This is a genomic window from Bradyrhizobium sp. CIAT3101 (genome assembly GCF_029714945.1).
GTDB lineage: Bacteria > Pseudomonadota > Alphaproteobacteria > Rhizobiales > Xanthobacteraceae > Bradyrhizobium.
On record NZ_CP121634.1, the window covers coordinates 6,223,613 to 6,246,965 of the forward strand.

General features: G+C 64.5%; 20 protein-coding genes. 14 read left to right on the forward strand and 6 right to left on the reverse strand.

All coding sequences use genetic code 11. The features are described 5' to 3' along the window. Positions 1–60: 60 nt before the first annotated feature. The 4 genes from QA645_RS29400 to QA645_RS29415 all read right to left on the reverse strand — a co-directional run bounded on the left by QA645_RS29400 (position 61) and on the right by QA645_RS29415 (position 4,127). Positions 61–1,464 carry a hypothetical protein gene (locus QA645_RS29400; protein WP_283044894.1) on the reverse strand — a complete coding sequence of 468 codons (1,404 nt, stop codon included), beginning with the start codon at positions 1,462–1,464 and terminating at the stop codon, positions 61–63. A gap of 148 nt (positions 1,465–1,612) precedes the next feature. Next, a complete protein-coding gene (locus QA645_RS29405; protein ID WP_283044895.1) occupies positions 1,613–2,989 on the reverse strand; it encodes a sensor histidine kinase in 1,377 nt (458 codons plus the stop codon). Positions 2,990–3,068: 79 nt separating this feature from the next. Beyond that, entirely contained in the window at positions 3,069–3,740 is a 672-nt protein-coding gene (locus QA645_RS29410) for a response regulator transcription factor (protein WP_212300418.1), read from the reverse strand. Between the two features lie 231 nt (positions 3,741–3,971). Beyond that, positions 3,972–4,127 carry a hypothetical protein gene (locus QA645_RS29415; protein ID WP_254130209.1) on the reverse strand — a complete coding sequence of 52 codons (156 nt, stop codon included), beginning with the start codon at positions 4,125–4,127 and terminating at the stop codon, positions 3,972–3,974. 236 nt (positions 4,128–4,363) lie between these two features. On the opposite strand from QA645_RS29415, the gene QA645_RS29420 reads away from it, so the two are divergent. From QA645_RS29420 to QA645_RS29455, 8 genes are all read left to right on the forward strand, one after another. Further along, entirely contained in the window at positions 4,364–5,362 is a 999-nt protein-coding gene (locus tag QA645_RS29420; protein WP_283044896.1) for a Ku protein, read from the forward strand. Positions 5,363–5,420: 58 nt separating this feature from the next. Next, entirely contained in the window at positions 5,421–5,657 is a 237-nt protein-coding gene (locus tag QA645_RS29425; protein WP_283044897.1) for a hypothetical protein, read from the forward strand. A gap of 187 nt (positions 5,658–5,844) precedes the next feature. Then, entirely contained in the window at positions 5,845–6,027 is a 183-nt protein-coding gene (locus QA645_RS29430) for a hypothetical protein (protein WP_283044898.1), read from the forward strand. A gap of 186 nt (positions 6,028–6,213) precedes the next feature. Beyond that, positions 6,214–6,378 (forward strand): Flp family type IVb pilin, encoded by a 165-nt coding sequence (locus QA645_RS29435; RefSeq protein ID WP_254135341.1) that lies wholly within the window; start codon positions 6,214–6,216, stop codon positions 6,376–6,378. Between the two features lie 397 nt (positions 6,379–6,775). Further along, on the forward strand, positions 6,776–7,219 hold the full coding sequence (locus QA645_RS29440) for a hypothetical protein (RefSeq protein ID WP_283044899.1): 444 nt from the start codon (positions 6,776–6,778) through the stop codon (positions 7,217–7,219). A 218-nt stretch (positions 7,220–7,437) separates the two neighbouring features. Then, positions 7,438–9,072: a thiamine pyrophosphate-requiring protein gene (locus QA645_RS29445; protein WP_283044900.1), complete on the forward strand. Its 1,635-nt coding sequence runs from the start codon at positions 7,438–7,440 to the stop codon at positions 9,070–9,072. 95 nt (positions 9,073–9,167) lie between these two features. Further along, positions 9,168–12,737, forward strand: a complete 3,570-nt coding sequence (locus QA645_RS29450) for a GAF domain-containing protein (protein ID WP_283044901.1) — start codon at positions 9,168–9,170, stop codon at positions 12,735–12,737. A 78-nt stretch (positions 12,738–12,815) separates the two neighbouring features. Continuing rightward, positions 12,816–14,447 carry an alpha/beta-hydrolase family protein gene (locus QA645_RS29455; protein WP_283053399.1) on the forward strand — a complete coding sequence of 544 codons (1,632 nt, stop codon included), beginning with the start codon at positions 12,816–12,818 and terminating at the stop codon, positions 14,445–14,447. A 6-nt stretch (positions 14,448–14,453) separates the two neighbouring features. On the opposite strand, the gene QA645_RS29460 is transcribed toward QA645_RS29455, so the two are convergent. Continuing rightward, a complete protein-coding gene (locus QA645_RS29460) occupies positions 14,454–16,043 on the reverse strand; it encodes an MDR family MFS transporter (protein WP_254130202.1) in 1,590 nt (529 codons plus the stop codon). A gap of 161 nt (positions 16,044–16,204) precedes the next feature. Next, positions 16,205–16,720: a YcgN family cysteine cluster protein gene (locus QA645_RS29465; RefSeq protein WP_283053401.1), complete on the reverse strand. Its 516-nt coding sequence runs from the start codon at positions 16,718–16,720 to the stop codon at positions 16,205–16,207. Positions 16,721–17,012: 292 nt separating this feature from the next. Here QA645_RS29465 and QA645_RS29470 point away from each other — a divergent pair, with 292 nt between their 5' ends. From QA645_RS29470 to QA645_RS29495, 6 genes are all read left to right on the forward strand, one after another. Further along, positions 17,013–19,304, forward strand: coding sequence for a PBP1A family penicillin-binding protein (locus QA645_RS29470; protein ID WP_283044902.1), 2,292 nt, complete (start codon positions 17,013–17,015; stop codon positions 19,302–19,304). A gap of 9 nt (positions 19,305–19,313) precedes the next feature. Next, positions 19,314–19,892, forward strand: a complete 579-nt coding sequence (locus QA645_RS29475) for a DUF1214 domain-containing protein (RefSeq protein WP_254130199.1) — start codon at positions 19,314–19,316, stop codon at positions 19,890–19,892. Further along, entirely contained in the window at positions 19,889–20,473 is a 585-nt protein-coding gene (locus QA645_RS29480) for a DUF1254 domain-containing protein (RefSeq protein WP_283044903.1), read from the forward strand. Before QA645_RS29475 ends, QA645_RS29480 begins: the two co-directional genes overlap by 4 nt. A 378-nt stretch (positions 20,474–20,851) precedes the next feature. After that, a complete protein-coding gene (locus QA645_RS29485; RefSeq protein WP_254192778.1) occupies positions 20,852–21,778 on the forward strand; it encodes a hypothetical protein in 927 nt (308 codons plus the stop codon). Positions 21,779–21,963: 185 nt separating this feature from the next. Further along, entirely contained in the window at positions 21,964–22,134 is a 171-nt protein-coding gene (locus QA645_RS29490; RefSeq protein ID WP_254192777.1) for a hypothetical protein, read from the forward strand. A gap of 144 nt (positions 22,135–22,278) precedes the next feature. Then, on the forward strand, positions 22,279–23,286 hold the full coding sequence (locus tag QA645_RS29495) for a c-type cytochrome (RefSeq protein WP_283044904.1): 1,008 nt from the start codon (positions 22,279–22,281) through the stop codon (positions 23,284–23,286). Positions 23,287–23,353: the final 67 nt, after the last annotated feature.

Sequence of the window (23,353 nt, forward strand, 5' to 3'; positions counted from 1 at the left end):
GTAGGGCTCGCCACCGGCAGCGTCAACCACAAATTGTGATCACGAAAAGATGCGCTTGAATCAGCTTGCGCGGGTCGATTTGCGTTCGCCCGTCGCCGCATTCTCCGCGGCGCGGCTCATGAGCGAGGCGTAATCGTCGCCGAACAGCACCTGGCAGAAGCGGATCGCCGCCTGCACCTGCTGCTGCCGGTAGGTGCGGACCTTGTGATCGGCGGCGCGCAGCGATTGCACCAGCTGCTCGGTCGACCGTTCCACATATTGCTGCAGGTCGGAATAGGTGCGCAGCGTCACCTCGTTGATCGCGAGCTCGCTGGCATAGTTGCGGCAGGTTGCGACGAAATCGATCAGCGCCACGGTTTCCTCGACCTCGGTACTGTCGATCCGTGCACCCGGCGGAATGTCCTTCTCCGCGCGCTGGCGCAGGATGCGGCGGACGCGGCCGGGAACGCTGTCGATCTCCGATTGCAACGCATTGGAGATGTCGGCCCGGATCGAGGTCAGCTGCTTGCCCCAGGCTGAATCGTTGCGCAGGTCGAGTTCGGTGCGCAGGCCGCGGACGCCGTCATGCAGCGCCTTCAGATTGTCGGCGACGGTCTCGAAATGGCCGCGCTTGATGTCCATGCGCAAATTGGCGGCAACGCGGGCCAGATCGTGCAGGGCCATCGTGACCGCCACGCCGTAGGGCGTCGCGGCGACGCGGATCTCGTCATCGGACGCGGCGATCTTGATGGCGAGACGAATGATCTGCCACGGCGCGGTCATGCGCTGGACCACCACCGACAGCGCGAATGGCAGCATCTGCGGGGTCTGGAGCACGGGAATGTTGAGCGCGGCGGTCACCGAGGTGATCTGGGGATCGCCGAATGCGCGCAGGAAGCGCGGCAGCTTTTCATTGAGCGTGCCGAGCGCCTCGCGAACGGCGAGCACCGCGCCGATCGAATAGAGATCCTCGATCACATTCGGCGGACCGACGCGGGCGAGCGCGCGCGACTTGTCGCCACCACCCGGCCCCGTCAGCTCGAAGATGGCATCTGCCGCCACCGCCTGGAGCTTCAGCGCGAGCGCCTCGACCTGCCCGGAACTGTCCGTCGCCGGCATGCGCGCCAGCGCCGCCTCGAATTCGTTGACCTTGTCCGGAGCACCGTCGCGGCCGAGCCATTGCCAGATCGGAGGCAGCGAGGAGCGGCGGATCTGGCCGACCCGGGTCGGGGCGCCGTTCTCCACCAGGAACGGTTCCAGCACCTGGAACAGCAGTCGCGACAGATCGTCGGTGCGCGGCGGCGGAGCCTCGTCGGCCTCGGTCTTGCGCACGATCTTGCGCAGCTGCTCGAGCACCAGGGTCGCCACAGCGGTGTCCTGGCCGCGCTCGAGCGCGCGCTCGAACTCCCGCATCAGCAGCGCCTGCGCCTGCGGCGGGAGCTGCGCGAGATATTCCCTCAGCCGCTCGATCGATGTCTGGCTCATGCGCCCGGGTAATGCACGGTAAAATGGCGGACGTAGGATGGGTCCTGCACGATCATAGGTGGGAGCGCCTTAAGAAGCCGTTGAGGAAGTCGCTCCGAATACGCCCGGTTTCGCCCGAAAGCCCAAATAATCGTTTGAGATCAGAGGATTATATTCCCGGCAGCACCAGCTCGGCCCGCAGGCCCCCGATCGGCGCGCTGCCGAGCGAGAGGCTGCCACCATAGAGCGCGGCAAGGTCGGTCACGATCGACAGCCCGAGCCCGGAGCCCGGCTTGGACTCGTCGAGCCGCTGGCCCCGCCGGGACACCTGGGCGCGTTCGGCCTCCGAGAGGCCGCGCCCGTCGTCATCGACGATGAGCCGCAGCCGGGGGCCTGCCCCGGCCTCGGTCGGCGCCTCCACCACCACCTCGATGAAGACGCGCGAGGCTGCCCATTTGCAGGCATTGTCGACGAGATTGCCGACCATTTCCTCCAGATCCTGCCGCTCGCCGCGGAATTTCGCCGACGGATCGGCCTTGGCCTCCACGGCAATGCCGCGGCCGCGATAGATCTTCTCCATGGTCCGCCGCAACGCTTCGATGGCGGGGGCAACCTCCGTCACCGTGCCGACGATCGAGACGCGGGCCGCGATGCGGGCGCGCTCCAGATGATGGGCGAGCTGGCTGCGCATCACGTCCGCCTGCTCCATCACCTTGGCCGCGAACGGATCGGCGGCGTGCGTTCCGGCCTCGTTGACGATCACCGACAGCGGCGTCTTGATCGCGTGGGCAAGGTTGCCGACATGGGTGCGGGCGCGCTCGACGATCTCTCTGTTGGCGTCGATCAGTGCGTTGGTCTCGCGTGCGAGCGGCGCGATCTCGACCGGGAATTCGCCCTCCAGCCGCTCCGCCCGCCCCGAGCGGATGTCGGCGATGGATTCGGAAATGCGCTTGAGCGGCGCGAGGCCGAAGCGGACCTGGAACACCGTCGTCAGCAGCAGCACGATGCCGAGCGCGGTGAAGGTGCCGCCGAGATAGTAGTCGAAGCTGCGCGTCTCGTCGAAAATCTCGGTGTCGTCGCCGGCGACGCTGACGAGATATTTGCCGTCGGCGCCGAGATCGACGGGACGCTCGACCATGCGCAGATTCTGGCCTTCGGGCCCGTCGACATAAGCGAGGCGAATGCCGGCCGCGGTGAGCTCGGTGCCTTGATCCTCCAGCTTCGGCAGCTTCTTGTCCCAGAGCGAGCGCGAGGACCGTACCTCCGGCTTCTCGGTGTCGGTGCGCGTGATCTGCCAGTACCAGCCGGACAGCGGCAGCTCGAACAGGGGCTCGCCGAGCGACTGGAACTGCCGGTCCGGCGGCTCGTCGGGGGTGGCGACCTCGGCGATCAGGGTACGGAGATAGAGGTTCAGCCGGCGGTCGAAGGCACGCTCGGTGGCGTTCTTGTAGACCGACGACAGCACGACGCCGGTGATGGCCAGGATCACCACGAGCCAGGCGGTCGCCGACAGGAACAGTCGGTTGGCAAGCGAGCTGGCGGGCATCGGAATGATCCCGGAGGCGCGAGGTGGCGGCATGGCTTCGGCGGTCATGACCGGACCAAGGCCCGTGCCGGGGCGCCCGTCAAGCCCCTGCGGCCGGCGGGGTCAGGAGATAACCAAGGCCACGGACGGTCTGGATGATGTCGACGTCGAGCTTCTTGCGGATGCGGCCGACGAAGACTTCGATCGTGTTGGAGTCGCGGTCGAAATCCTGGTCGTAGAGATGCTCGACCAGCTCCGTGCGCGACACGACGCGCCCCGAATGGTGCATCAGGTAGGCCAGAAGCCGATATTCGTGCGAGGTCATCTTGACCGGATTGCCGGAGACGCTGACCCGGCCGGTGCGGGTGTCGAGCGTGACCGGGCCGCAGCTGAGCTCGCTCTGGGCATGGCCGGTGGAGCGCCGCAGCAGCGCACGGATCCGCGCCAGCACCTCCTCCAGATGGAACGGCTTGGCGACATAATCGTCGGCGCCGGCATCAAAGCCCTGGACCTTGTCGCTCCAGCGGTCGCGCGCGGTGAGGATCAGGACCGGCATGGTGCGGCCGTTGCGGCGCCAGGCTTCCAGCACCGAGATGCCGTCCTTCTTGGGCAGGCCGATATCGAGCACAACGGCGTCATACGGCTCGTTATCGCCGAGATAATGCCCCTCCTCTCCGTCAAAGGCGCGGTCGACGACATAGCCGGCGTCCGTCAGCGCCTTGGTGAGCTGGCGATTGAGATCGGGGTCGTCCTCAACAACAAGCAGGCGCACGCTTCTCTCCAGGAATAGGCTGCACGATCGATCGCCAGAGATGAGCAATTCCGGCGTGAACTGAGTATGAACGCGGGGAACCGCCGGCGTTACTTTTTGGTCATATACGATGTGTCCACGCCCGACGCGACTGCGCCCGCCAGGCCACCGGACGAGACCTGTGGCATGGCGGGCGCAATGTGCCGCGTTAGCGGCTGAGTCGGAAGGTCCGCCCTTCCTGTAAGCCCTCCGTCAGGTCCGAAAGAACACGAACCAGACGACCGCGAGAATCAGGATTGCAAGCCCGGTCGAGATGGCGAGCAGCGCGGCCACCGACGGGCCAGGTTCGCCCTGGCGTGCCTCGGTCGCAGTTTCGACGATCTGACGGTGCTCGCGCGTGGTTGCCATGGTGACCTCAATCTCTGGATGTCGCCTCCGATGACCGCGACGTCAGCACGGCCCTGTGTCCGAAGCCAACGCCCGATCCGATTTGATGTTCCGGCTTTTTGCCAAGGGACCGGGCCGAACCGCGGTGGTCAGCGACTGGTTAACGCAGTTGCAAGAATCCGACCTGAGCCGTGTATGATTCGGTGTTCCCCGATGGTATCCTCATAAGTCTGTCCCCGTTGCGTTTGGAGTAGCCCATGGCCCCCCGCGCCAATTGGAAGGGTTTTCTGCGTCTCTCGCTCGTGACCTGCCCGGTCGCGCTGTATCCGGCCACCTCGGATACCGAGAAGGTCTCGTTCAACCAGATCAACCGCAAGACCGGCCACCGGATCAAATATCTGAAGGTCGACGCCGAGACCGGTGACGAGGTGACCTCCGAGGACATCGTCAAGGGCTACAAGGTCGACACCGACACCTACATCGAGGTCACCAAGGACGAGCTCGACGACATTGCGCTGGACTCGACCCATACGATCGAGATCGACGAGTTCGTCCCGAGGACCGACATCGACAGCCGCTATCTGATCCGCCCCTATTACCTCGTGCCGGACGGCAAGGTCGGCCACGACGCCTTTGCGGTGATCCGCGAGACCATCCGCAGCATGGACAAGGTCGCGATCGGCCGCGTGGTGCTGACCAATCGCGAGCACATCATCGCGCTCGAGCCGCTCGAGAGCGGGTTGATGGGCACGCTGCTACGCTACCCCTATGAGGTGCGCAGCGAGAGCGAATATTTCGACGACATCCAGGACGTCAAGCTGACGAAGGACATGCTCGACCTCGCCAAGCACATCGTCGAGAAGAAGTCCGGCGCATTCGAGCCGGAACTGTTCGAGGACCATTACGAGACCGCGCTGATCGACCTCATCAACAAGAAGCGCTCGGGCGCGCCGATCGCAGCGAAGGCGACACCGAAGAACGGCGGCAACGTCATCAATCTGATGGACGCGCTGAAGAAGAGCCTCGCCAGCGAAAAGGACGCGACGCCCGCAGCGAAGGTCGCCAAGGAGACGGTCAAGGAAACCGCCAAGGAAACCGCCAAGGCCAAGAAGCCGAAGAAGCGCGTCGAGGGCCAGCGCGAGATGCTGCTGCCGATCTCGGGCAAGGGCGTCAAGGATGCAGCCGCCAAGGAAGCCGCGCCGAAAAAGGCCGACAGGCCGGTGCGCGCGACCACACGGACGAAGAAGGCCGGCTGACGACCTCGCATCACCGATCGCGCCGTGACGCCTCCCCTCACCGATCGGGCAGCCTGACGTGCCCTGGTCGACGCCGTTCGACGATCCGATTGACGTGCGCGGCGGAGGCCGGCTGCGCACGCTGCAGGAAGCCGCCGATTTCATCATGCAGCTTCCCGAAGCCGAGCAGCAGGAGCCGCGCTGGCAGACCGCGATCGAGATGCTGATCAACGCGGCGGAGACCGGCGGCGGCTGGCTGATGTTCGCACGCGTCGGGATGCTGCGGGCGTTGAACGCGGACGGCCGCCGTGGATGAGCCGCAATCAACATGCTTGCCGATCGGTTGACGAACAGCCTCAACAATCCCTTAAGCGGCGCGGTCCCTTTCGCCTGATCATGTCATCGTGTCGCACTGAGTATTCCTACGGAAGCCAAAATTAACCTCCGATTCCCCTTGCGCGCACCATGGTCCGGCGATCGAACGAGCCAGGGTTCGCAGCTTCGTGCCGCAGCAGGACGCCAGAAAGAACTACATCGGCATCGTGAATGACACGACCGAGGACGAGCGCGTCGCCGACGGTGCGGCGCGCCTGCAGCCGCATGTGGTGGGCTATCTGGTCGGCCGTCTCGCGGCCGTGCTGGGACGCGCCCGCAAGGATTCGTCGGGCTGCACCACCACGGGTTGACGCGGCCCGGCTTCCATTCATTTGAATTGGATAATGAAACCTTCGTTTAACGGCTGTTACGTTAAGACACAGCTGGCAGGGTTCGGCCGAGCCTTGCCTATTTGACGCGCGCAAATGCCCGTCGATCATTTTACCAGTTTGATAACGCCGCGCGCCTACATTGGACCGGATGATGAGGAGTTGGCGATGATTTTGCTCAGGTCTTTTCTTGCCGATGAGAATGCCGCCACCGCAATCGAATACGGCCTGATCGCCGCCGGCATCGCGCTCGCCATCGTCACCGTCGTGACCAACACGGGCAGCGCCCTCCTCAGCAACAAGTTCAACTCGATCAGCGCGGCCACGAAGTAAGGCTGCCCCATCGTCGTTGCGAGCGAAGCGAAGCAATCGAGAGTCTTTCCGTGGAGAGATTCCGGATTGCTTCGCTGCATTCGCAATGACGAAGCGAGAAGGATTCGCGATGCCGTAGGATGGGTAGGGCGAAGCGAAACCCATTAAAGCTTCCTGCGCGCTGAAACATGATGGGTTTCGCAAGTGCTCTACCCATCCTGCAACCTTACATTCCCATTTAGACACCCGCCTTCGCACTCTCGCGACAGCTTTCGCCCCTTTCGAGAAAAGGGAAAAGCCAGGACTGGCACCCCATTTCCGTCAATTTTGACGATCATGTGAGTGCTGATATTCTTGATGGCGTGGCGCGAAAAGCCATCCTGTCGATCATTGAACCCGAGCTATTTGAAGGATGCCGATGAGACGCACGACGCTCTTGGCTCTCGGCCTCATCCTGGCCGGCGTCTGGTTCCACGACAGCGCGCAAGGACAGACGTCGTCCTCGCCGCCGGTTTCGCTCACTCCGCCCAATACATCGCCACCGCATGCGAGCGCCAAAAACACCAGGCCCAAGGGCGAACCGGCCTTGGTCACGAACCATAGACCTCCGCCGGCCGGCGGAGAGCCCTCGCCACCCGTGATCGGCGGGCCGGCCTCGATGCCGAACCCAGCCGCCGACTACGACGGCTTCAGCGCCAGCACCGACGACAATGACGCACCGAGCCAGCTGGCGCCGCCTGCGAGGTCACGCGCGGCAAAGGGCTCCAATCGCGATACAGGCAATCTCGACGCGCAATCATTGATCGATCAAGACGACGATGCATTGAAGCGAAAGCTGACCATCTGCAAAAACTGCAAATAGGAAGGTTGGCAAGCCAGTAGCCCGGATGGAGCGCAGCGAAATCCGGGAGCTGGGCCAACGGGTACAGTTGTCCCGGATTGCGCTGCGCTCCATCCGGGCTACGAGAGTTCGCTGCATAGCTGACTGTCACTTGCTCACGCTTTACCCTCCCGCCATTTCCTGATCCTCTCTCCTTAATCGGCCGGACCAACCGGCCTCTGCCTGAGGAGAGAGACGCCATGAAGCTCGGCACCGCCATTGCGGAAATCATGCGGCGCGAGGGGATCGAGATCCTCTGCGGTTATCCCGTCAACCATCTGATCGAGCACGCGGCGAAGGCCGAGATCCGCCCCGTGATGGTGCGCCAGGAACGCGTCGGGGTGCACATGGCGGACGCGATCTCGCGCGTCACATCGGGACGCACGGTCGGCGCGTTCTGCATGCAGCATGGACCGGGCGCAGAGAACGCGATGGGCGGCGTTGCGCAGTGCTTTGGCGAATCCGTTCCGGTGCTGGTGCTGCCGATGGGCTATCAGCGCAGGCTTGCGCATATCGAGCCGAACTTCAATTCCAGCGAGGCGATGAAGCCGTTCTCGAAATCGTCCGAGCCGATCATCCTCGCCGCGGAGGTCGCCAACATTTTCCGGCGCGCCTTCACCAAATTGAAGAACGGCCGCGGCGGGCCGGTGATCGTCGAGATTCCCGCCGACATGTGGAACGAGGAGGTGCCGGAACCGCTGAACTACACGCCGGTGCTGCGCACCCGCTATGGCGCCGACCCCGTGCATGTGAAGGAAGCAGCAAGCCTGCTCGTCAACGCCAAGCGTCCCGTGATCTATGCCGGCCAGGGCGTGCATTACGCCCAGGCGTGGCCGCAGTTGAAGCGGCTTGCGGAACGGCTCGCTATTCCCGTCACCACCAGCCTCGGCGGCAAATCCTCATTCCCGGAGACGCATCCGCTCTCGCTCGGCTCCGGCGGGCTTGCCGTGCCGCGCGCCGTGCCGAAGTTCCTCGCTGAAGCCGACGTCATCTTCGGCATCGGCTGCTCTTTCACCGAGACCAGTTTCGGCATCGCAATGCCGAAGGGCAAGACCATCATCCATTCGACGCTCGATCCCAATCATCTCAACAAGGACGTCGAGGCGAAGATCGGCCTGGTCGGCGACGCCGGCCTCGTGCTCGACGCGCTGCTGGAGGAGATCGGCAAGACCGTCACGACCGATCGCGATGCCTCGGCGGTCGCGGCCGAGATCGCGGCCTCGCACAAGGAATGGCTGGCGAAGTGGATGCCGAAGCTCACCAGCAATGATGCGCCACTCAACCCCTATCGCGTGCTGTGGGACCTTCAACACGCCGTCGACATCGACAACACCATCATCACCCATGACGCCGGCAGCCCGCGCGACCAGCTCTCGCCGTTCTGGAAAGCAGTGACACCCCTCTCCTATCTCGGCTGGGGCAAGACGACGCAGCTCGGTTACGGCCTTGGGCTCGCGATGGGGGCCAAGCTCGCCAAGCCCGACAAGCTCTGCATCAATGTCTGGGGCGATGCGGCCATCGGTTTCACGGGCATGGATTTCGAGACCGCGGTGCGCGAGCGCATTCCGATCATGTCGATCCTGCTCAACAATTTCTCGATGGCGATCGAGTTGAAGGTGATGCCGATCTCGACCGAGAAATATCGCTCGACCGACATTTCCGGCGACTATGCCGCGATGGCCCGCGCCTTCGGCGGCTACGGCGAACGCGTGACCAAGCCGGAGGACATCATCCCCTCGATCAAGCGCGGCATCCAGAAGACCAAGGAAGGCATCCCCGTGCTGCTGGAGTTCATCACCAGCAAGGAAACCGAGGTCTCGCGGCCCGGCACGTGAGACAATCGCAACGCCGCGGGCGCTGGCTCCGGCCGCAGGAGATGTGATAATCCGGAACGGTGCCGCGCCTGTCGCGGCATTGAGCCGGAATGCGAATGACCACCCTTTCCAACGATGCTGCCGGGATCGACGAGCTCAAGCGGCAATTGCAGTCCGCCGCGGCCGAGAACGCGCGGCTGCGCGATCGGCAAAACGCCAGCGCCGAGATCCTGCGCACCATCGCGGCCTCGCCTTCCGATGCCCGGCCGGTCTTTGCGGCGATCGCGTCCAGCTCAAAACGCCTGCTCGGCGGCTTCTCCGCCACCGTGCTCCAGTTCATCGGCGATGAGCTGCACCTCGTGGCGTTTACGCCGACGAGCCCGGAAGGGGACGAAGGGCTGAAGGCGTCGTTTCCGCGGCGGATCGAGGATTTTCCGACCTTTGCGCTGGTTCGCGGCGGCGAGACGATCCAGTTTCCCGACTGCGAGGCCAGTCACGTGCCGCAGTTGAACCGCGATCTGGCGCGGCTGCGCGGCTTTCGCAGCGTGCTGTTCATGCCGCTGATGAATCGCGGTGCGGCGGTCGGCATGATCAGCGTCACGCGCACGGAGACGGGCGCATTCGCACCCGACCTCGTGGAGCTGCTCCAGACCTTTGCCGACCAGGCGGTGATCGCGATCGAGAACGCGCGACTGTTCAACGAGACGCGCGAGACGCTGGAACGCCAGACTGCCACAGCCGACATTTTGAGGGTGATGGCAGCTTCGCCCTCCGACGTGCAGCCGGTGTTCGATGCCATCGCCGCCAATGCCAACCGGCTGATCGGCGGCTTCTCCACCGCCGTGCTGCGCTATGTCGACGGCGCGGCGCATCTTGCAGCCTTTACGCCGGGCGATCCCGCCGGCGACCGCGTGCTGCAGGCCTCGTTCCCGGTGCCGTTCGCCCAGTTCCCGGCCTACCAGCTCGTCGCCAATGGCCAATCGGCGCAGTTGCCCGACACCGAGCTCGAGCCCGCGGCGCGTGACATCGCCCGCGCCCGCGGCTTCCGCAGCATGCTGTTCACGCCGCTGATGAGCGAGGGCGAAGCCAAGGGCGTCATCATCGCCACGCGGCGCACGACCGGCACGTTCGCCGAGCATCATGTCCGTCTGCTGCAGACCTTCGCCGACCAGGCCGTGATCGCGGTCAAGAATGTCAGCCTGTTCAACGCCACCAGGGAAGCGCTGGAACGGCAGACGGCGACCGCCGACATCCTCAAGGTGATTGCGGCCTCGCCCGCCGATGTCACGCCGGTGTTCCAGGCGATCTCAGATAGCGCCAAGGCGCTGGTCGGCGGACATTCCTCCACCGTCACCCGCGTGATCGATGGCATGCTGCATCTGGCGGCGTTCACGACAGACAATGAAGCCGGCAATGCGGAGCTGCTCAGCACGTTCCCGGCGCCGCTGTTATCGTCGGGCATTCACAGCCGCGTGGCGACCAGCGGCGCGTACGCGTTCCGCAGCGACATGCAGAACGAGGAAGACCTGACGGAAGCGATGCGGGAGCTGGCGCGGACGCGCGGCTATCGCAGCATCCTCGTGATTCCGATGCTGCGCGACGGCGTTGCGATCGGCACCATCGGCGTGACGCGGCGCGAGGCCGGTCATTTCCCCGACAAGGCAATCAGCCTGCTCAAGACCTTTGCCGACCAGGCCGTGATCGCGATCGAGAACACACGGTTGTTCAACGAGGTGCAGGACCGCACGCGCGAGCTCACCGAATCCCTGGAGCAGCAGACCGCGACATCGGAGGTGCTCAGCGTCATCAGCCGATCGAATGGCAATCTCGCGCCGGTATTCGAGGCGATGCTCGGCAAGGCAATGCAGCTCTGCGGTGCCAATTTCGGTGTGCTCAATACCTACGATGGCACGCAGTTCCACACAGCCGCCACTTACGGCTTGCCCCCCGCCTATGATGAATTCCGGCGCAAGGCGCCCCTCAACTATGGTCCGGCCACCGCGCCCGCGCGCCTATTGAGGGGCGAACCGTTCGTCGAAATGGTCGACCTTGTGGAGTCGGACGCCTATCGCAGCGGAGAACCGAACCGCCGGGCGTTGGTCGATCTCGGCGGCGCGCGCTGCCTGCTCGCGGTGCCGTTGCTTCAGGACGAGCGCGTGGTCGGCAACGTCATGATCTTCAGGCAGGAGAACCGGCCCTTCTCGCGGAAGCAGATCGCCTTGCTAAGCCAGTTCGCGGCGCAGGCCGTGATCGCCATCGAGAACGCACGGCTGCTCAGCGAATTGCGTCAGCGCACCGAGAATTTGACCGAGTCGCTGCAACAGCAGACGGCGACTGCCGACGTGCTCAAGGTCATCAGCCGCTCGGCGTTCGACTTGCAGGCCGTGCTCGATACGCTGGTCGAATCGGCGGCGCGCCTATGCGAAGCCGATGTGGCGGCGATTACCCGCAAGTCCGGCAGTACCTATTTCCGGGCAGGCTCCTACGGCTTCCCAGCCAAGTTCGTCGAATATGTAAGGGATCTCCCGGTCCGGCCAGATAGGCGCACCATCACGGGCCGGACTTTGCTCGGCGACAAAGTGGTCCATGTCACCGACGTGCTGGAAGATCCCGACTACTTCTTTGAAGGCCAGGAACTGAGCGGCAATCCGCGTAGCTTCCTCGGTGTGCCCTTGCTGCGCGAAGGCAGCACGGTAGGCGCAATTGTTCTCGCACGTCGCGCAATCCGGCCGTTCAGCGAAAAGCAGATCGAACTCGTTACAAGCTTCGCCGACCAAGCCGTCATCGCGATCGAGAATGTGCGCCTCTTCGACGAGGTGCAGGACCGCACGCGCGACCTTGCGAAATCGCTCGACGATTTGCGCGCGGCGCAAGACCGGTTGATCCAGACCGAGAAGCTCGCCTCGCTCGGCCAGCTCACCGCCGGAATCGCGCACGAGATCAAGAACCCACTCAACTTCGTCAACAATTTCGCCGCGCTCTCGGCCGAACTGACCGAGGAGCTGAACGAGGTGCTGACACCCGCTTCGCTCGGCGACGATGTCCGCAACGAGGTCGACGAGCTGACGTCGATGCTGAAGGACAATCTGCAGAAGGTCGTGCAGCACGGCAAGCGCGCCGATTCCATCGTCAAGAACATGCTGCTGCATTCGCGCGAAGGCGGCGGCGAGTACGGCTTGAGTGATATCAACGCGCTGGTCGAGGAGACCCTCAACCTCGCCTATCACGGCGCGCGCGCCGAGAAGCCGCAGTTCGACGTGACGCTGAGGCGCGAGCTCGATCCGGCGGCAGGCTCCGCAAATCTGTTTCCGCAGGAGATCTCACGGGTGCTGCTGAACTTGATCTCGAACGGGTTCTACGCGGTGGCAAAGCGCCAGGCAGGGAGCGGAGCAGGCACTTTCGAGCCGGTCGTGACCGCCACGACCCGCGACCGCGGCGACGCCGTCGAGATCCGCATCCGCGACAACGGCATCGGCATTCCCGACGACGTGAAGGCAAAGATGTTCAATCCGTTCTTCACCACAAAGCCGGCCGGCGAAGGCACCGGCCTCGGACTGTCGATGAGCCACGACATCGTGGTGAAGCAGCACGGCGGCACGATCGACGTCGCGACGGAGCCGGGCCAGTTCACGGAGTTCACGATCTTGCTGCCGCGGAACAGCGGTTTTGCGGACAACAAGGGATAGCATCGTTCGGGAGATAACTTGACTGGTCTCGCGCGGTTCATTCAGCGGCAATTGCTTTCGCTGTCCGGCATCGGCCTCATGCTGGGCGCGGTGTTCTTCGCGGCCGCGCTGACCCCGACGCTGATCCCGCGCAGCTATCTCACGCAGGGGGCGCTGGCCGGAGGCTGTTTTGCGATCGGCTATCTCGCCGGCGTGCTGTGGCGCCGGCTGTGGCACTATCTCGAGCTGCCCGAGCCCTCGCCGCGCGCAAGATCTGCTGCGAATGCACTTGTCGCGGCCGGCTGCCTGCTCATCGTGATCGCAGCACTCTGGCGCACAACCGCATGGCAGAACGCGATCCGCACTGTCATGAAGATGGAGCCGGTCGAGACCGCGCATCCGCTCAAGGTCTGCATCGTCGCCCTGATCACGTTCGTGGTGCTGCTGGTGCTGGGGCGGCTGTTTGCACTGGTCGCCCGCCTCCTTGCTGCGGGCACGCGGCGCGTCATTCCGCGGAAAGTCGCGAATGTCATTGGCGTGCTCGTCGCAGGCCTGCTGTTCTGGTCGATCGCCAGCAATGTCCTGATCCGTACGGCGTTCAACGTGCTCGATTCTTCGTTCCGCGAGCTCGATATTCTGTTCGAGCCCGAACGCCCGCAACCGACGGCATCCGATCGGACCGGAAGCCCGGCATCGCTGGTGAAGTGGAAGGAGCTCGGGCGCATGGGGCGCCGCTTCATTGCCTCAGGCCCGACCGCAGCCGAGGTCAGCGCCATCACCGGACGCGCCGCGCAGGAGCCCGTGCGCGTCTATGTGGGCCTCGCAGCCCGCGAAACGGCGCAGGCGCGCGCCAGGCTTGCACTCGACGAGCTCAAACGCCAGCACGGTTTCGAGCGCAAACTCCTGGTCGTCATCACGCCGACCGGCACGGGCTGGATCGATCCGGCCGCGATGGATACGGTGGAATATCTCCATCACGGCGACGTCGCCAGCGTCGCGATGCAGTATTCCTATCTCAACAGCCCGCTGTCGCTGCTGTTTCAGCCCGAATACGGCGCGGAAGCCGCGCGCGCCCTGTTTGCGGAGATCTACGGCTACTGGACGACGCTGCCGAGGGACAAGCGGCCGAAGCTGTATTTGCATGGGCTGAGCCTTGGCGCGCTCAACTCGGAGAAATCCGCCGAGTTGTTCGAGACCATCGGCGATCCCATTGCCGGCGCGCTGTGGAGCGGTGCGCCGTTCGAAAGCCGCATCTGGCGCTCGATCACCGACAACCGCAATCCGGGCTCGCCGGCGTGGCTGCCGGAATTCCGCGACAGCCGCTTCGTGCGCTTCATGAACCAGAACGGGCCGACGGTACCTCCGGACACACCGTGGGGACCGATGCGGGTCGTCTATCTGCAATATGCCAGCGACGCGATCACGTTCTTCGCCTATCGCGACGCCTATCAGGCCCCGGCCTGGATGAGTGCGCCGCGCGGGCCCGACGTGTCACCGGAGCTGCGATGGTATCCCATCGTCACGATGCTGCAGCTCGCGCTCGACATGGCGGTCGCGACCAACGCGCCGATGGGCTTTGGCCATGTCTATGCGCCCGAGCATTACATCGACGCCTGGGTCGCGGTCACCGATGTCAATGATTGGTCGGCCGAGGCGCTGGCGCAGCTCAAGAGCCATCTTGCTGCGCGAGCACGACGGGCACCTGACGACGATACCGACCGCGGCGGATAAAGCGCCCTACTCCGCCATCTCGACGGGTTGCGCCGTCGAGGGCCCGGCCAGCGGCCGCTCCTCCATCATGATCAGGCAGAGCGCGGCGGTCGTCATCAACGCGGTCGCGGCCGCAAAGACGTAACGGAACGCGTGCCGCATGTCTTCGCTGGGGATCGCGGGGATGCTGCCTGCGGCGTGATGCTCGCCGGCAAGCGGAATGTCGGCGCCGAGCGCGATCAAGAGGATCGCGGCAAACGCGGCGACCGTGAACGAGGACATCAGCGAGCGGAAGAAGTTCATCGCGCCGGTGATGGTGCCGACCTGCGGACGGGCCACCGAATTCTGCAGCGAGACCACACAGACCGGGAAGGTCGTGCCGAGACCGAGCGCAAACGCGGCCATCAGCGTCAGCAGTCCCCACAGCGGCAGCGTGGTGACCGTGAGGCCGAGCGCGCAGATCGCAGCCCAGGAGGTGCCGATGATGGCGACGCGCTTGTAGTGCTTGGCGCGCGCCATGGTGCGGCCGGCGATCGCCGCGCCACAGGTAGAAACCGCAGCGAGCGGGATCAGCGCAAGGCCAGCCTCGCTGGCGCTGAGATGATAGACCGACTCGTAGTAGAGCGGCAGCTGGACGGTGAGGCCGGTGATGGCCCCGAGGCCGCAACCGCCGGCGGTCAGTGCGAACGGTGCGACGGATCCCGTCAGCAACTTCAACGGCAGGAACGGCTCGTCCGAGCGGCGCGCGTGCCAGACGAAGGTGACCGCGAGCGCAACGGCGCCGCCCACCATCGACAACACGGTCGGCGAGAGCCAAGGATAGCGCGTGCCGCCCCAGGTCAGCACCAGCATGAAGACGACGGCGGAGGCCATCAGCAGCACGCCGCCGAGCCAGTCGACCTTGCGCTTGCGGTGGAACACCGGGATCTTCTTCATCTTCGGCAGCAGCAACGCGAGCGCTGCGGCTGCGAGCGGCAGATTGATCCAGAAGATCATCGACCAGTGCAGATGCTCGGCGAACACGCCGCCGATGACGGGGCCCAAAATGCCGCCGACCATCCAGACGCTGGAGAAATAAGCCTGGTACTGGCCGCGCTCGCGCGGCGACACCACGTCGGAGATCACGGTCTGCACGACAGGCATGATGCCGCCGCCGCCGAGTCCCTGCAGGCCGCGCGCCAGGATCAGCATCGGCATGCTCGGCGCGATCGCGCATAGCACCGAGCCCGCAATGAAGAGGCTCAACGACACGATGATCATGGCCTTGCGGCCGTAGATGTCGCTCAGCGTCCCGAACACCGGTGCAACCGCGGTCGAGGCGAGCAGATAGGCGGTGATGACCCAGGACAGGTTCGAGACATCGCGGAACTGGCGCCCGATGGTCGGCAGCGCAGTGGCGACGATGGTCTGGTCGAGCGCGGCCAAAAACATCGTCAGCATCAGGCTGAGGACGATGGTCCTGACCTCGTCCTGCGACAGCGGGACCGGGGGTGCGAGGGAAGGCGCGTCACTGACGCTGATGACCTCGCCCGGAAGGCGGGTCAGTTCCTCGGCGATATCGTCGGGCAATGTCTGGATGTCGGCAGACTGGCTGCTCTGCCGTGCGAACTGGTTCATCTCGGGCTGTCGGATCGAGCGTGTTGCGGTGCAAAGCCGCGAAGGATTCGTTCTATGAAGCCAATGTAGACAGCAAAGTTCTTCTCAGGCAGGCACCGCGGCGCATGGGTGCATCCCGCACCGCGGTCATCCCGAACAATTGATCTGAAGCTGCGGGTCGATCAGTCCTTGGGGCGTCGCCTCAGGCGTGCCCGTTTCGGGATCTGCCCCGGCCACTGCACGAGATAGTTCTCGAGTTGGTCGTCCGGGATCTCTTCCTCGGTGCCCGCGACCCGGCCGCGCACGGAGACGCCGGCCTCGTGCACCGTATTGGGATCGCCCGAGATCAGCGGGTGCCACCAAAAGAGATCGCGCCCTTGCGCGACCAGCCTGTAGCCGCAGCTCGGCGGCAACCACGGCAGGGTGCGGACCTTCTCGGGGGTCATGACAACGCAGTCCGGGACGAAGTCGAAGCGATTCGCGTAGTCCTTGCAGCCGCTGGTGCAGGAATCGAGCATCTTGCAGCTGACATCGGTGAAATAGATCTCGCCGGTATCCTCATCTTCGAGCTTGCTCAGGCAGCAGCGGCCGCAGCCGTCGCACAGGCTCTCCCATTCGGCCGGCGACATGTCCTCCATCTTCTTGGTTTTCCAGAAGAATCCATCCTGGTCTGAAGGTCGTTTGCGAGCTGCGGTCATGCGCCTGATACGAGTCCCAAGAGATGCGGCCAGCGCCATCTAGGGCGCCCGGCCGGAAAGCTGCAAGCAATGCCCCCGCAAGGCCCGTAATGAACCGGGGTTCAATTAGGCCTGTTGTTCAAAATTGCGAGCCTGACCATTGGTTTATAGGCCCCGCTCGGCTAGAAGAACAGCAAGTCCCCACGGACGCGAAACGGGCGCCTTGGGTTTGCCGCAACAATCCCGCAAGACGTCTCGATGCCGCCCCGGCCGGGTGCTTGAACGCTTTCGAAGCGAGCCTCAAGGGTTCTAGGTGGTCCAGAACACACCATCCAACTGGAAGAGTCGTATCAGGAACTTCTTCCTGGACCTCGATGCGCGCATCGACTCCTCGCTGTTCTCCTCGGCCAAGGGCATCCGCGAGCTCTACGAGCGCTACTCGACCTTCATGGACCGCTTCTATGTCGGGCGGTGGAAGCGCTGGGTGTTCATCGAGCCGCTCTCGGAAGCCGCAACGCTCGGCCTCGGCGGCATGGTGCTGATGCTGATCCTCGCCATCCCCGCTTTCCGCGAGACAGCGGATGAGGACTGGCTGAAGAAGTCCGACCTCGCGGTGACGTTCCTCGACCGCTACGGCAACCCGATCGGCAGCCGCGGCATCAAGCACAACGACTCGATCCCGCTTGAGGATTTTCCGGATGTGCTGATCAAGGCGACGCTCGCGACCGAAGACCGCCGCTTCTACGAGCATTTCGGCATCGACATCGCCGGCACCGCACGTGCGCTCGTCACCAACGCGCAAGCCGGCGGCGTCCGCCAGGGCGGCTCCTCGATCACGCAGCAGCTCGCGAAAAACCTGTTCCTGAGCAACGAGCGCACCATCGAGCGCAAGATCAACGAGGCATTCCTCGCGGTCTGGCTGGAATGGCGCCTGACCAAGAACGAGATCCTCAAGCTCTATCTCGATCGCGCCTATATGGGCGGCGGCACCTTCGGCGTCGATGGTGCTGCGCATTTCTACTTCAACAAGTCCGCGCGTGACGTGACGCTTGCGGAGGCCGCGATGCTCGCCGGCCTGTTCAAGGCGCCGACGAAATACGCGCCGCACATCAACCTGCCCGCCGCGCGTGCCCGCGCCAACGTCGTGCTCGACAACCTCGTCGACGCCGGCTTCATGACCGAGGGCCAGGTGTTCGGTGCCCGCCGCAACCCGGCCTTCGCGGTCGACCGCCGCGACGAGGCCTCACCCAACTACTATCTCGATTACGCCTTCGACGAGATGCGCAAGCTGGTCGATACCTTCCCGAAGTCCTACACCGAGCGCGTCTTCGTGGTACGCCTCGCGATCGACACCAACGTGCAGAAGGCGGCGGAAGACGCGATCGAGAACCAGCTGCGCCAGTTTGGCCGCGACTATCACGCGACGCAGGCCGCGACCGTCGTGTCGGATCTCGATGGCGGCATCCGCGCCATGGTCGGCGGCCGCGATTACGGCGCGAGCCAGTTCAACCGCGCCACCGACGCCTATCGCCAGCCCGGCTCGTCGTTCAAGCCCTACGTCTACACCACGGCGCTCCTGAACGGCTTTACGCCGAACTCGATCGTGGTCGACGGCCCGGTCTGCATCGGCAATTGGTGTCCGCAGAACTATGGCCATTCCTATTCCGGCGCGGTGACGCTGACGCAGGCGATCACGCGCTCGATCAACGTCGTGCCGGTCAAGCTGTCGATCGCGATCGGCCAGAAGGAGCAGCCGAAGGCGCCGAACCCGGCCAAGATCGGCCGCGCCAAGATCGTCGAGGTCGCGCGTCGCTTCGGCCTCAAGGCGCCGCTGCCCGATACGCCGTCGCTGCCGATCGGCTCGGACGAAGTCACCGTGCTCGAGCACGCGGTCGCCTACGCGACCTTCCCCAACAAGGGCAGATCGGTGACGCCGCATTCGGTGCTCGAGGTGCGCACCGGCGCCGGCGATCTGGTCTGGCGCTGGGACCGCGACGGCCCGAAGCCGAAGCAGGCGATTCCGCCGAACATCGCCGCCGACATGGCCGGCATGATGAGCCACGTCGTCAGCGAAGGCACCGCGCGCCGCGCAGCGCTCGACGGCATTCCGACCGCCGGCAAGACCGGCACGACGAATGCGTATCGCGACGCCTGGTTCGTCGGCTACACCGGCAATTTCACCTGCGCGGTCTGGTACGGCAATGACGACTATTCGCCGACCAACCGTATGACCGGCGGCTCGCTGCCGGCGCAGACCTGGCACGACATCATGGTCGCAGCCCATCAGGGCGTCGAGGTCCGCGAAATTCCCGGCATCGGCATGGGCCAGAAGCTGCCGCCGCAGCCGGTTGCGAACGCGCAGGCCAATGCGGCGCCGAAAGTGCTGGAGACCAAGCCCGGTCCGCCGCCGGTGCTGACCAAGCGCGGCGCCGACATCCTGGTGCGCGTCGAGAAGATGCTCGACGACGCCGCCAAGACCGCGACCAAATCGACGGCCAACGACAGCCAGCCGGCCAAGCCGGCTGCGTCGACGAGCGCGCTCGCCTTCCCGCAGAATTATGCGGCGGAGGAGAACGCGAACGCATCCACCCCGCGCAAGAACTGATCTGATCCCGTGCGGCTGATTTTGATCACATTGACGGCCCTCCTGCTCGCGACCGTGGTCGGCCTGGGTGCGACCTGGATGACGACGACGCGCGGCACCGAGATCGGCGCGCTGACCATCGGCCCCTGGACCGCCCGCCCCCGCACCGGCACCGCCGACGTCGATCCCTATTCGCGCGCCACCATCGTGCGCAACGGCGAGCTGCCGATCGGCACCGGCGACGGCGTCGCCTTCACCGCGACCGCAGACGACAAGAAGAAGGCGCTCGACGGCCGCTGCGACGTCGTCGTCTCGGGCGTGACGCCGCCGGCGCGGTTCTGGACGCTGACGCTGTATGACCGCAAGGGCCATCTCGTCGCCAACTCGCTGCAGCGCTACGGCTTCACCAGCCAGGAGATCGTGCGCCAGTCCGACGGCTCGTTCCAGATCCACATCGCCGCGCGCTCGCGCGCCGGCAACTGGCTGCCCACCGGCGGCATCGAGCGCTACGCGCTGATGTTCCGCCTCTACGATACGCCGGTCGGCGTTGCGACCCGCACCCAGCGCGACGCACCGATGCCGACGATCGCAACGGTGGGCTGCTCATGATCCGCCTCGCGTTCACGATTCTCGCAGGCGTGGTGCTGGGCCTCGTGGTCCATCTCGTCAGCGTGCTGGCCCTGCCGCGCATCGCAACGCAAGACGCCTATTCGCGGCTGACGCCGATGACCAAGCTCAACAGCGTCACGCAGCTTCCGCTCGCCGATCCCAACACCTCGCCGATGCCGTTCATGGACCCGGCCTTTGCGCTGGCGATCTGCCGCTATGACCTCTCGGGCGGCGCGATCAAGCTCACCGTGCCGGTGAGCCAGGCCTACACCTCGGTGTCGTTCTACACCCGCAACGAAATCGCCTATTACGCCATCAACGACCGCTCGGCCGGCAAGAAGGTGATCGAGCTCGACCTGATGACGCAGGCACAGCACGACGCCCTGCCCGAAGACGAAGAGGTCACCGCGGCCGACCGCCTGATCATCGATTCCCCGAGCACCACCGGCCTGATCGTGATGAAGGCGCTGGCCGCCGAGCCCGGCCTGATGCCGCAGGCGCAGGCCACGCTTCAGGCCGCAACCTGCGGACCGCAGACCGATGCGCCCGCCAAGGCCGAGGCGCCACGCGGCCGGCGCTGACGCGCGGGCGTTGAGGCGCCCTCCCAGCCAAGAGCTGAAAACAACCCCATGCACAGTAGCGGGGTCGTTGAAATCGTTGGGCGAGAACGCCGACGTCGAGTCAACCAAGCAACCATCGTTCCCGCGGTCCTATCGGCCGCTTCCGGATGACTTTGACACGTCGGGCAAAACACTGGCAGAATGGCATCATCGAAAGTTCGCAAGCACCCGCGCGGAAGAATCCGCTGCGGGTGTTTTCATGCTTGGCCTTACACCAACCGACCGTGCAGTCATTGCCAAAAGTGCCGGTAGAGCGCGACGCCTCGGCTCCCCTTGGAAAACATTGCGCAGATCGCCGCGCCCTCATAAAGTTCCCGGACATCAAGACTGGGGGCAGCCTTGGAAAGAGACGAGCTTGAGCGCCTTGCGGGCCGCCCGTTGCGGCTGGGCTTCGAGGACATCCTGAGCCATCCTCGGCTGCCCGAAGCCAGGCGGGCCTATATCAACAGCTTCACTGAAGTCTACGGCGGCGATCCGTTTCTGGTTCGCCTGCTGCTTGAGGCTGGTCGATTTCTCGTCTTTCACAGCGCCGCCGTGCTCGAAGCCGCGCAGGATCTGTCGCGGCGCGAGACCTGGTTCACGGTCGCCGCCCTGAAGCAGCAATTGGCCATGTTCGGCTTTGCCAGTCCGCGGCAAGTGGACCATCTCCTGGCGCGGCTCCGCGAGGTCGGCTTTATCGAGCAAAGCCGGGCCCCGGATGACCGGCGCGTATGGCTGCTGGCGACCACGGACAAGCTTCGCGCGCATCACACCGCGTGGCTCGCCGCCCATTACGTGCCGCTCGCGGAGGCGTACCCCGATCATGATTACGGCCCGGTGCTGTCGCGAAACCGCAGCTTTCATACGCTGCATTGCCGCGCCTGCCTGCCGTTCACCGCTCCCAGCGCGCGCCTGATGATGACCCTCCCCGATACGATGCTGTTCTTTGCTCATGCGGCGGGACCCCTGATCCAGAATGCGCTGCTGAAGGCCGCTATGGATGCGGGCGATCTGACCGCTGCGGTCCCTTACATCGACGTCGCCGATCGGTTCGGCGTGTCCCGAACCCATGTCCGCAATCTGATGGACTCCGCGGAAGCGGCCGGTCTCGTCAGGATCGTTGGACGTGGCGGCCGGAGCATCGAGATCCTTCCGCGCCATTGGGCAAGCTACGACCGGGGCCTCGCCGTCGGAATGTATCTGCACGATATCGTCAATCTCGTCGTGATGGACGAGTGGACGAAGCGGCCAGGCGAGGACGCAGCCCGGCAGCTTGCCGCCCTGTGATTGCGGATCGGCCTGTCGTGGCTATTCTTTTCGGCTTCCCGGAATAGGCGCAAAGTTTTCCGGACACATCGGGCCGGGGGCAGATAGGTTGCCGGTGCCTGGACAGTTTTCATGAGAATGATTCTGATCCGAATTTTGATCGGCAACCCTACGCGCATTTGAAGTAGTCATTTTGGAGGAATTGCATGTCGGAGACGATAGACGTCTTGCTGTGGTGTGCTGCGCTCGCGACGTGGCTCATGATGTTCTTCGCGATGGTCGGCCAGGGCGTGAAGAAGCTGTTGCGTCTCGTCCGCGGAAGACCCGGCAAGCTTCGGCAGGCACCGCCCGACCGGCATCAGAACGCGGGCAGATGAGAACCTCCATCGTGCATATCACGGCGCGCGGATGCGCGGCTGGAACGGGCATCCTAGCGGCGGCGCCGCGAAATGCCGCCTGTCGCGCCTTACTCAAATTTTCCGACCTATCAGCCGGCCACGTTGTTTTTTTAGGAGGCGATTTTGATCTTCTCGAAACGAATTTCGTTGTGCGCATTGCTCCTGTTGGCCATCGCGATTGCCGCCGGTGATCACGGTTTCGCACAAGGTGGCGTCGGCTCATCCACGGCTCCTGCGTCTGATGGGCTTCCCGCGTGGGCCTTCTTGTGGGACCCGACCGTCCAGGTGCCCCCGCCTACCGACACGCCCAATGCGCTTCCAGGCAGTAACGCCACGTTCAGTTGGAAACAGGCGCGCGATCTTTTCGCCGCGCTCGACTGGCATCCGGACGACCATCCGGCAATGCCGGACATTGTCGCGAACGGCCGCAAACCCGAAGTTCGCGCATGCGGAGCGTGCCACCGCGTCGAGGGCACCGGCGGCCCCGAGAATGCAAGCCTGGCCGGTCTTCCTGTTGCTTATTTCGTTCAGCAGATTGCCGACTTCAAAAGCGGTGCGAGAATGATGTCCGGCCCACAGAGGCTGGGCACACAAGTGATGTTGGCATCGGTCAAGAGCATGACGGACGCCGACATTCGTGCCGCTGCGGAATATTTCGCCGCGCTCAAGCGCAAGCCACTCATCAAGGTCGTCGAGACGGACACGATTCCGAAAACGGGACCGTCGCGCATGTTTTACGTCAGGAGCCCGGATGGAGGGTCCGAGCCGCTCGGCCAGCGCATCGTCGAGATGCCCGACAATGTCAATCAATTCGAGCTTCGCGACTCTCGAGCAACATTCACGGCTTATGCCCCAGTCGGGAGCCTGGCGAAGGGAGAAGTACTCGCGAAGACTGGCGGATCGGGATTGACTGCCGCCTGTAGCCTCTGTCACGGACCGGACTTGAAGGGCGTCGACAACGTTCCAGCGATCGCAGGGAGATCGCCAACGTACATCATACGCCAGCTCTACGAATTCCAGCACGGCAGCCGCTCAGGAGCCGCAAGCGCCCCGATGAAGCAGACTGTCGAAAAGCTGTCGCAGGACGACATGATCGCCCTCGCCGCTTACGTCAGCTCGCTCGAGCCATGAACGCGGTGGACGCGAGCGCGTCCGTCGCTCTTGCCAGTCAGAAGTCGAAATGACCACGCAGGCCTTG